Origin of the sequence: Microcystis sp. M_OC_Ca_00000000_C217Col, assembly GCF_007095585.1 — a bacterium.
Classification (GTDB): Bacteria; Cyanobacteriota; Cyanobacteriia; order Cyanobacteriales; family Microcystaceae; genus Microcystis; species Microcystis panniformis.
In genome coordinates this window covers 1-10291 of sequence record NZ_SFBV01000184.1, presented here as the reverse complement: position 1 = coordinate 10291, position 10291 = coordinate 1, and the positions used below count along the sequence as shown (strand labels likewise).

Annotated in this window: 7 protein-coding genes; 4 read left to right on the top strand and 3 right to left on the bottom strand. The window is 46.8% G+C overall.

Annotated elements, in window-relative coordinates:
- Positions 1-147 precede the first annotated feature (147 nt).
- Positions 148-591, top strand: coding sequence for a molybdenum cofactor biosynthesis protein MoaE (locus EWV66_RS10755; protein ID WP_287107893.1), 444 nt, complete (start codon positions 148-150; stop codon positions 589-591).
- A 2-nt stretch (positions 592-593) separates the two neighbouring features.
- Here the strand turns inward: EWV66_RS10755 and EWV66_RS10750 are convergent, their stop codons facing one another.
- Both EWV66_RS10750 and EWV66_RS10745 read right to left on the bottom strand, forming a co-directional pair.
- Positions 594-1667 (bottom strand): AOC03_06830 family ribosome hibernation factor, encoded by a 1074-nt coding sequence (locus tag EWV66_RS10750; protein WP_287107891.1) that lies wholly within the window; start codon positions 1665-1667, stop codon positions 594-596.
- Positions 1668-1926: 259 nt separating this feature from the next.
- Positions 1927-3489 carry a B12-binding domain-containing radical SAM protein gene (locus EWV66_RS10745; RefSeq protein WP_052275333.1) on the bottom strand — a complete coding sequence of 521 codons (1563 nt, stop codon included), beginning with the start codon at positions 3487-3489 and terminating at the stop codon, positions 1927-1929.
- Between the two features lie 258 nt (positions 3490-3747).
- Between EWV66_RS10745 and EWV66_RS10740 the strand changes: the two genes are divergently transcribed.
- From EWV66_RS10740 to EWV66_RS10730, 3 genes are all read left to right on the top strand, one after another.
- Positions 3748-3909, top strand: a complete 162-nt coding sequence (locus EWV66_RS10740) for a CAB/ELIP/HLIP family chlorophyll-binding protein (protein WP_487353236.1) — start codon at positions 3748-3750, stop codon at positions 3907-3909.
- Positions 3910-4198: 289 nt separating this feature from the next.
- Complete coding sequence (locus tag EWV66_RS10735) at positions 4199-5494, top strand: Glu/Leu/Phe/Val family dehydrogenase (RefSeq protein WP_287107890.1); 1296 nt, start codon at positions 4199-4201, stop codon at positions 5492-5494.
- 157 nt (positions 5495-5651) lie between these two features.
- A complete protein-coding gene (locus EWV66_RS10730) occupies positions 5652-8384 on the top strand; it encodes a cation-transporting P-type ATPase (RefSeq protein WP_287107892.1) in 2733 nt (910 codons plus the stop codon).
- Between the two features lie 256 nt (positions 8385-8640).
- On the opposite strand, the gene pyrC is transcribed toward EWV66_RS10730, so the two are convergent.
- A complete protein-coding gene (gene pyrC, locus EWV66_RS10725) occupies positions 8641-9675 on the bottom strand; it encodes a dihydroorotase (RefSeq protein WP_287107889.1) in 1035 nt (344 codons plus the stop codon).
- Between the last annotated feature and the right edge of the window lie 616 nt (positions 9676-10291).

The window sequence follows — 10291 nt, the reverse complement described above, 5'->3', positions numbered from 1 at the left end:
TTAAATATTAGTTATTGTGACTAACTCTTTTGGTTAGAGAAAGATAAAATTGAGAATCTTCAGTCAAATTTATTGACTCAAAATTAGCTATACTTAATTTAAATGAATCAACCCTACCCCACACCCCACTTCCCCATCACCTCATCCATGACACCAGATAGTTTTCGCGTCAGTTTTGCTCCCTTATCTTTGCCGGAAGTATATCAATTAGCCGACGATGGGGCTAATGGTGCTGTTGTACTAATGAGTGGCACTGTACGGGAGCAAACCGACGGTAAACCGGTTATTTGTCTTGATTATCAGGCCTACGAACCCATGGCGATCGAGGTTTTCCGGCAAATTGCCAGGCAAATTCGGCAAACCTGGCCCGATACCAATCGAGTTGTCATTCACCATCGCACCGGTAAGCTACAAATCGGGGAAATTAGCGTCTTAGTAGCGGTGGGTTGTCCCCATCGAGGGGAAGCTTTCGCAGCCTGTCGTTATGCTATTGATACTCTCAAGCATAATGCCCCCATCTGGAAAAAAGAATACTGGTCTGATGGTTCTAGTCAATGGGTTAGTATTGGCGCTTGTGAAACGGAGTGTTAGGTCTAATAACGTAAAATCAAGGCGATTTTTTGGTAATCGTTCAAGGAGTCCTCCTCGACTAAAGCTACACGTCCTCCCTTGGCCAATACCGCTTCGATAATTTCATCCACTGCATCATCGATTACCTCCGTACCACCGACGTTTTCCACCAGCACTAATTCACCGTTTTCGCTTAAAACTGCGGGTACATGGTAATTTTTCTCCACTAATAACAATTTTCCTCGACCTTCCTGCGCTAAACGCCACACTTCTCCCAGGGTAGAGATAACTTTTTGAGCGCTGACTGCCGCATCCAAAGCTTGCAGAGCTTCAGTTTTTTGAGTCTGACGCACTGACTGCATAATCGGCAATACCTGTGGAATTAATTCTGACAGTGAGGTTTTGTCAAAATTGCCAGTTAAAGTGCCAACAATTGCTGATGTGTACTCTGAAACTTCTTGAAAGAAGGAAATTTGACGAACCACTCCACCCACAATCAAAGGGGAAGAATCATCAATGTATTCACCCAGAGCATTATCTACCTGTTGGAAAAATCGTCGGATTCTATCGTCTAGATAACTGGTATCGGCATCAAAGGGCAGTGGTGCGGTGGCCCCCGGTCCGGTCATTTCTAAGGGAAAATTCTGATCGCGAATTTCTTCGAGAGTTTCTCCTGTAGCTGAGATTAAACGAGTAGAACCCTGACTTAGTAGTAACAGCCAATAGGGTTGTTCTCGATGTAATCCATAAACTAAATCCCGTGTAGCAAAGGTTTTATCGATGATAACTCTTGCCTGGACAGAAAAAGGCAGGTTATAAAGCTTGGCAATATCCGGGCCAATGTAGAGAGCTAATCCATCTAGAGTATAAGGATAATCTATTTCAGCCACTAGATTATCGAGGCGATCGAACAAAGGTTCGATTTCACGTTTAGAGAATTCTTCCGATAATCGGCGCTTTGCTTCATCGACCAAATTTTTAACGAGAATAGGGTCTTGTTTGTTATCCGGTGAGGTGCGATGGGTGGGTAAGAGAATGGAAAGGGCGGGTATTTGAGTTAGGGATTGTAGTTTCTTAAGTTCTTGACGAGTAATCATTGACTTTCCCTTGATTTATAGGGTTAAGGGGCTAAAAATACTGGCTTTATCAAGATTTTACGATTTATTCAGTATTCAAGCTAACATTTTAGGGAAAAAATGTAATTATATCTAGAAAATTAAGAATTTATACTGAATTGCTTTGGTAGAGATTGAGGGAATTTTTAACCAGAAAATAGGAATATTATTGATTTATTGATCGTCCACCATCAGGACAGAAAATATTAAGGATGGGCTTATTTACCCATCCTCGGAATAATTAGGCCGCTATGGCGGTTTTTTCCGCTATTAATGCCTCTTGGCGTTGGAATTCGGCTAATTGTGCCGTAATTTCATCCCGGACAATCTGACGGTATTCCAGGAAATGCTCGTTGTGGGCGCAGACAGTGATATAGTGTTCGGCATTGGCGGGATTATGGCGCAAAATACCGAATAAATTCTGCCAGAATTTCCAGCGAGTGGAACGTTTAAAGCCCTGTCGCCAGATAATTACCCCTAGGGCATAGAGATCGGCCCGGCGAGGCAGTTTAAAGGCAGGTTTAGCTTTAGGTGCGCCTAATTTCAGGAAACAGCGATAGGTGCGATCGAGAAATACCTCCGGATCGTACAATGTCCAGAAGGCTTCAATATATTCTGTGGCAATATCTTCGATCGGCCGGGTGGGAACGAAATTCATCAGGGTACTTTGGTTAATGTCCTGTTTCCCCGTTAATCGTAGTCGTCCTTCTTTTTCCAAGCGAGTCCATAGAGCAGTATTGGGTAAAGCTTGTAACATTCCAAATAGAGCCGTGGGAATGGCTGCTTCTTCGACAAAATTAATGATGCGATCGGCCGCTCCTTTTTTCTCGCCATCAAAACCGATGATAAATCCCGCCATAGGGCGCAATCCAGCTTTAATAATCTTTTCTACCGTCTCGGTTAAAGAACTACGGGTATTTTGGAATTTTTTGGTTAATTGTAAACTTTCTTCGTCGGGGGTTTCAATACCTAAAAAGACCGCATCAAAATAACAATCGACCATCATAGCCATTAATTCGGGATCGGCGGCTAAATCCACCGACGCTTCCGTGTTAAACCGGAAAGGATACTGGTGTTCTTCTTGCCAAACCTTTAATTCTTTGAGGAGTAATTTAACGTTGCGCTTGTTACCGATAAAATTATCATCCACCATGAACACGCCCCGGCGCCAACCTAATTCGTAGAGATAATCTAATTCTTTTAATAATTGTGCTGGGGTTTTGGTGCGGGGTTTACGACCGTAGAGAACGATAATATCGCAAAATTCGCACTGGAAGGGACAGCCCCGCGAAAACTGCACCGACATGGAATCATAAGCTTCAAAATCGAGCAGATCGTAGCGGGGGATCGGGGTAATTGTCACATCGGGTTTTTCTGTGGTGCGGAAAACACCCTTGGTTTCTCCTTTTGCCAATGCTTCCACAAACATCGGAATGGTGATTTCTCCCTCATCGAGAATCAGAAAATCGGCCTCAGCAACTTCGTGGGGGATAGAAGTGGGATAGGGACCACCCACGGCCACCAGTTTACCCCGTTGTTTGGCTTCGTGAATTTGCTCGATTAAATCTTGACGTTGCACAATCATGCCGGAAAGAATCACTATTTCGGCCCAGTCCCATTCTGCTTCTGTCACCGCCCGAATATTGCGATCGACCAGTTTAAATTCCCATTCCTGCGGTAAAATCGCCGCCACCGTCACCATACCCAGGGGGGGAAGTAAGACTTTGCGATCGACTAATTCCAGAATTTTGTTATAGGACCAGAAAGTCGGCGGAAAAACGGGATAAATCAGTAAGGCGCGCATATTCACTCCTCGCTCGACGGCGATCGATTCTTGACCTTTCGCTTGATTGTAATCTTTTTCGGTCAGGGATGGGAAAACGGTTATCTAGTCCTAGAACTGAGATCAGGCTTGATTTTTGGCCGCCATTGCCCACCCTTGACCCTACCCCCATAAAAGTTTATGGTTAACATCAATAAAATTTATGTAAAGAAATGTTGCATAGTCTGAAAAGTTATGTTACATTAAATATCAAGCACTTGACTCAAACGCATTTTTCTTATAGGAAGGCAATTCACCATGGATAAGCAAGAAAACAAACTCGGCTTCACCGCTTTCGCTGAAAACTGGAATGGTCGTTTAGCCATGCTCGGTTTCGTTATTGGCGTAGCTACGGAATACTTAACCCACAAAGGCATCCTTGCTCAATTGGGCTTGATGTAATTTCAGCCTCGATTGCTGTGCATCTACAATCGTCTTGAATAAATTATCAAAAAAGGGAGGAGCATCGCTCTTTCCCTTTTTTAGTTGCAGGTTGGGGATGGGGGAGTGGGGTGATAGGGAAGTGGGGTGTGGGGTGTGGGGTAGATGATGTACTGGAAAATCTCTCAAGTAACCTTGTTTGAGAACACTTGTCGGCAATTCCTGTCTATGGTTAATTAAGAAAAATAAACTGTAGCGAAATATACTGTTTTTTCGTGTTCTAATGGGGATAGATAGGGGGAAAAAAATCATGTCGAAATCACTCTTTACTGATGCCAGCAGTCGCCTAGAACGCGCCCTTAAGTATGTCTCCATTTCCGATGATGCGATCGAGCGGTTAAAATATCCCAAAGCTAGTCTCAGTATCTCCATACCCGTCCGTATGGACAACGGCACTTTAAGAATCTTCCAAGGCTACCGCGTCCGCTACGATGACACCCGCGGCCCCGGCAAAGGAGGGGTGCGCTATCATCCCAACGTCAGCATTGATGAGGTGCAGTCCCTGGCCTTTTGGATGACCTTTAAATGCGCCCTGCTGGATTTGCCCTTTGGTGGGGCTAAGGGCGGCATTACCCTCAATCCGAAAGAATTGTCAAAAGCCGAGTTAGAACGCCTTAGCCGGGGCTATATCGAGGGTATAGCCGACTTTATTGGTCCCGATGTCGATATTCTTGCCCCCGATGTCTATACCAACGAGATGATCATGGGTTGGATGATGGACCAGTACAGCATCATTCAGCGTAAAATTAGTCCGGCGGTGGTGACGGGGAAACCTTTAACCATGGGAGGCAGTCGTGGCCGCGATACGGCGACGGGAACAGGAGCTTTTCATGTTATTCATTCTCTTTTGCCGAAATTAGACAAAAAACCGGCTAATACTACCGTAGCCGTTCAGGGATTCGGTAACGCCGGGGCCGTAGTGGCGGATCTCCTCGCCAAAGCCGGTTATCAAGTGGTGGCGGTAAGTGATTCCCAGGGCGGCATTTATCGGGAAAAAGGCCTAGATATTGCCAGCATTCGTGAGTATAAACAGGAACATCGCGGAATTACTGCTATTTACTGTGAGGGTACTGTGTGTAATATCGTCGAACACGAAGCGATTAGTAATGAAGAATTGTTAGCCCTAGATGTGGATGTTTTGATTCCGGCTGCCCTAGAAAACCAAATTACCGCCGAAAATGCCGATCGCGTGCGGGCAAAATATATCTTTGAAGTGGCCAACGGTCCGACTACCTCAGAAGCCGATCGCATTTTAGACTCAAAAGGGATTCTCGTTTTCCCCGATATTCTGGTTAACGCCGGTGGGGTAACGGTGAGTTATTTTGAATGGGTGCAAAATCGCAGCGGTCTTTATTGGCAATTAAACGAGATCAATGAGCGCTTAAAAGAAAGAATGGTGACAGAAGCGGAAAAAGTCTGGTCTTTCGCCCAGGAGTTCGATATATCTCTGCGTAACGCCGCCTACGCCCAGGCCATTGCTCGTCTCGGTGAGGCCCTAGATGCCAAGGGAACCCGCGACTATTACCAAAATAAGACGGGAGCATAACGGAGTCAGGAGTCGGTCGTCAGTCGTCAGGAAATAAATAGGGTGATAGGGTTTTGGGGTAATAGGGTGATAAGACAGCTTCCCCACTTCCCCACTTCCCCACACCCTGTCCCCAGGAAAAACTTTTTGCCGCAAACCCTAAATATGGTCGAGCATGATGCCAGTTCAATTATCGTTGCCGTTGTATCATCAACTTTCTCAACCAGAGGTGATTGAATACTTGACCAGCGATGGGTCAACGGGCTTATCAGCAGAAGAAGTGGCCAGTCGCTACGAAAAATATGGCCCGAATGAACTGCGATTTAAGCCGGGGAAACCAGCTTGGTTGAGATTTTTGCAGCAATTTCATCAGCCGCTACTCTATATTCTCTTGCTTGCGGGTACTATTAAGGCATTTTTAGGGTCTTGGACGAATGCCTCGGTGATTTGGGGAGTTACCCTGATCAATGCCATTATTGGCTATGTGCAGGAAGCTAAGGCGGAAGGTGCGATCGCTTCCTTGGCCAAAGCCGTAACCACAGAAGCGACGGTGTTGCGAGAGGGACAAACCCTGCGGATTCCATCTCGGGATTTGGTGCCGGGAGATATCGTTTTATTGGTATCGGGGGATAAAGTACCAGCGGACTTGAGGCTGCTGAAAGTCCGCAATTTGCAGGTGGATGAGTCTGCCTTGACTGGGGAATCCTTGCCCGGGTCAAAAGCGATCGAACCCTTACCCGGGGATACGCCCCTAGCAGAAAGGACAAACATGGCCTACGCAGGGAGTTTCGTTACCTTTGGACAGGGCAAAGGGATTGTTGTCTCTACGGCCAATGCCACCGAAGTGGGGCAGATTTCCCAGTCGATGGAAAGCCGAGTCAGCCTTAGCACACCCCTGACCCGTAAATTTGCCCAATTTAGCCGCACCCTACTCTACACAATTTTGACCCTAGCAACCTTGACCTTTACCATCGGGTTAGGACGGGGGAAATCTTGGATCGATATGTTTGAAGCTGCCGTTGCCCTGGCAGTGAGTGCGATTCCAGAAGGGCTGCCGGCAGTGGTAACGATTACCTTGGCCATTGGAGTCAACCGCATGGCCCGTCGTCATGCGATTATTCGTAAACTGCCCGCAGTGGAAGCATTGGGGAGTGCGACCGTCATTTGTTCCGACAAAACCGGAACCCTAACGGAAAATCAAATGACTGTACAGTCCATTTATACCGAGGGGCAATATTACGCCGTTAGTGGTGGTGGCTATAGTCCCAAGGGCGAAATTAGTCTGATTACCGATGGCAACCCTGGCAGCCCATTTGCGGACGAATTGCCCCCGGCCCTAGGGGATTGTCTGGTAGCTGGTTTGCTTTGTAATGACTCCCAGCTAAAACAAACGGGAGAAGATTGGTCAGTGGTGGGGGATCCTACGGAAGGGGCGCTGATTGCGGCCGCTGCCAAAGCAGGTCTCAGTCAATTGGGGCTATTGTCTTTAACCCCACGATTAGATGCAATTCCCTTTGAATCTGAGTACCAATACATGGCAACCCTGCATGATGGCATACCTCGCCTGATCTATGTCAAGGGATCGGTTGAGTCGCTAATGCGTCGTTGTTCCCAGATGATCGATCGCTATGGTCAGATGACTGCGCTGAACGCCGAACAGATCGAGCAAGCGGTAGAAACGATGGCAGAGCAGGGTTTACGGGTGCTTGCCTTCGCCAAAAAAGCAGCGGCGACCCATCAGCATTCTATCGACCATGAGGATATCGAAACAGGCTTGGTGTTTCTAGGATTACAGGGCATGATTGACCCGCCTCGTCCAGAGGCGATCGCTGCCGTTCATGCCTGTCAAAGTGCTGGGATTCGCGTCAAGATGATTACTGGTGATCATCTTGTCACGGCGCGGGCGATCGCGGAACGGATGGGCATTAAAACGGCAGCACAAGTCTTAGCATTTGAGGGAAAACAATTAGCGCAAATGGATAATCATCAACTGGCCCAAGCGGTGGTCGATGGATCGGTATTTGCCAGGGTTGCCCCTACCCAAAAACTGCAACTGGTGGAAGTACTCCAGTCCCAAGGAGAAATCGTGGCGATGACGGGCGATGGTGTTAATGATGCGCCGGCTCTCAAGCAGGCCGATATCGGCATTGCCATGGGGAAAGGAGGAACGGAAGTCGCCAGGGAATCTGCTGATATGCTCCTCACTGATGATAACTTTGCCTCGATCAAGGCCGCTGTCGAAGAAGGACGCACCGTTTATCAAAATTTACGCAAGGCAATCTCCTTTCTCTTACCTGTCAATGGTGGCGAATCGATGACCATTCTGATCAGTACTTTACTGGCACGAGATTTACCCATCCTCTCCCTACAAGTACTCTGGTTGAACATGATCAACTCGGTCACGATGACTGTTCCCCTGGCCTTTGAAGCAAAATCCGACCGCATTATGCAGTCACCACCACGCAATCCCAATGAACCTTTGATCACCAAAAAACTATTGCGCCGAATTTTGGCTGTTTCATTGTTTAACTGGATTCTAATTTTTGGTATGTTTGAGTGGGCTAAATCGACCACAGGAGATATTGCCGTTGCCCGCACAATGGCAATTCAATCCCTTGTGGCAGCACGGGTTATCTATCTGCTCAGTATCAGCCAATTAGGGATGAGCCTAGTGGACTACCTGCGTCGTCAGTCAACGTCGATTACTAATGCACCGATCCTAATTTTGGGGATTGTGGCTGCTGTTGCCCTACAAATTTTGTTTAGTCAATGGGGGGTGATGAACAGTCTGTTTGCAACGGCGACCCTAACCGGTCATCAATGGCTAATCTGTTTGTTGCCGATGCCGCTCATGGTACTTTGGGCAATTTTTGCCAATGTTATCGATCCTCCTCATTGTCACGGGAAATAACTAGGGTTTGCGGCAAAAAGTTCTTCGTGGGGACAGGGTGTAGGGTGTAGGGTGTAGGGTTTTACCGATTTTCACCTGGTCAATTACCTAATTTTCAGGGAAAAAGTCCCGGAATTTTCCCCCCAATCACTCCAATGGTCGGCACTTTTTGAGGGAAAAAAAGTCTAAAAACCTTATCCAACAAGGTTGTTAGATTTATTCAGCCAGCCCTAACTAATCGTCAATTCTTGACCGCAACTACCAAGACTGGCGGTTTTTATTCCCCTAATTGCCAGGTTATCTCTTCACCCGCTCGTAACGGCACCAGTCCGGATTCGGGAAATGGCAATTCATCGGGAATGCGCCAAGGGGTTTTGTTTAATGTGATTTGTTCGGTATTTCGGGGGAGTTGATAAAAATCTGGACCGTGAAAGCTGGCAAACCCTTCCAGTTGCTCAATTGCATCGACACTCTCAAAAGCTTCTGCGTACAACTCTAGAGCGTGCAGGGCTGAATAACAACCCGCGCAGCCACAGGAACTTTCTTTGCTGTAGCGAGAATGGGGCGCACTATCGGTCCCTAGAAAAAACTTGGGGTTGCCCGATGTGGCCGCTTGCAAAAGCGCCAAACGATGATCCTCTCGTTTCAAAATCGGCAGGCAATAAAAATGGGGACGAATGCCACCGGTAAAGAGAATGTTTCGGCTAAATAATAAATGTTGGGGCGTAATTGTGGCGGCGACATTGTTGTTAGCAGATAGAACAAACTTGACCGCATCGGCAGTGGTAATGTGTTCAAAGACGACCCGCAGTTTCGGAAATCTTGTTATCAGTGGGATTAAGTGCTTCTCAATGAACACTTTTTCTCGATCGAACACATCAATATCACCATCGGTAACTTCTCCGTGCAGTAGTAGCGGCATATCTACCTGCTCCATCGCTGCCAAAACGCCATCGCACCTACGAAGGTCCGTCACCCCCAAGTCGGAATTAGTTGTCGCACCGGCTGGGTAGTATTTCACCGCTTTGACAAACTGGGAGGCTTTCGCCGCCATGATTTCTTCGGGACTGGTATTATCGGTGAGATATAGGGTCATCAGTGGCTCGAACTGTTGACCCTCTGGAACTGCTGCCAGAATGCGATCGCGATAGGAGGCAGCATCAGCCACCGAGCGCACTGGGGGCTTTAAATTCGGCATGATAATGGCACGGGCAAACTGACGCACCGTATGGGGGAGAACCGCTTTCATTGCCGCACCATCGCGGAGATGAAGGTGCCAGTCGTCGGGTCGAGTGATTGTGAGTCTTCGCATTGTTCAATCATACTACGGTTAGGGTTCCCAACTCACCCAACACAATAAGCTGCCCGCGTATTTAAATTGCTTGTTGAGATGAGGCAAGAGGCAACAGGCAAGGGGCAACACCTCCCCCTGCCCCTTGGGTCGTTTCATTCTCTCTTATATCATTCTCTCAAATCCTTATCTGGCAACGTTTTTAGGCGATTTCTCGGAAATACATAGCTGAAAATTTTTAAAAACGTCGTGCTTTAGACATCTCCAAAAATTATAACCCAGTCACAGCTTGCTTTTAGCCTGTGTACTAATTAATAAGTAGTTCGACGGCTGAAGCGTATATCTATCGTTGCTAATTCAATTTCACTGAAAAAATATGAGGCAATTAAAATAATTTTTATTCGGGTAGATTCCTTAACTAGAAAAACTTTTGGTCTTGAGATAATATTAGTCCGAGGTCTTTTGCTTACCTCATAAGCGATTAAAGGTAGCAAAAAAAGAATTAGATTCGGAGAATGAAGGCTCTTCGGGAATTGTTATGCAAATAATTAACTTAAAATAAAATTCGATGAGAGCGCCTACGCTCAAAAGTAGCTGAAATCCATACAGGGAAGGACTTAAGGCACAAACAGGTTAA

Coding starts and splice junctions, on each gene's coding strand:
- EWV66_RS10755 (WP_287107893.1), top strand. CDS start 148: ATGACACCAGATAGTTTTCGCGTCAGTTTTGCTCCCTTATCTTTGCCG.
- EWV66_RS10730 (WP_287107892.1), top strand. CDS start 5,652: ATGCCAGTTCAATTATCGTTGCCGTTGTATCATCAACTTTCTCAACCA.
- pyrC (WP_287107889.1), bottom strand. CDS start 9,675: ATGCGAAGACTCACAATCACTCGACCCGACGACTGGCACCTTCATCTC.
- EWV66_RS10750 (WP_287107891.1), bottom strand. CDS start 1,667: ATGATTACTCGTCAAGAACTTAAGAAACTACAATCCCTAACTCAAATA.
- EWV66_RS10745 (WP_052275333.1), bottom strand. CDS start 3,489: ATGCGCGCCTTACTGATTTATCCCGTTTTTCCGCCGACTTTCTGGTCC.
- EWV66_RS10735 (WP_287107890.1), top strand. CDS start 4,199: ATGTCGAAATCACTCTTTACTGATGCCAGCAGTCGCCTAGAACGCGCC.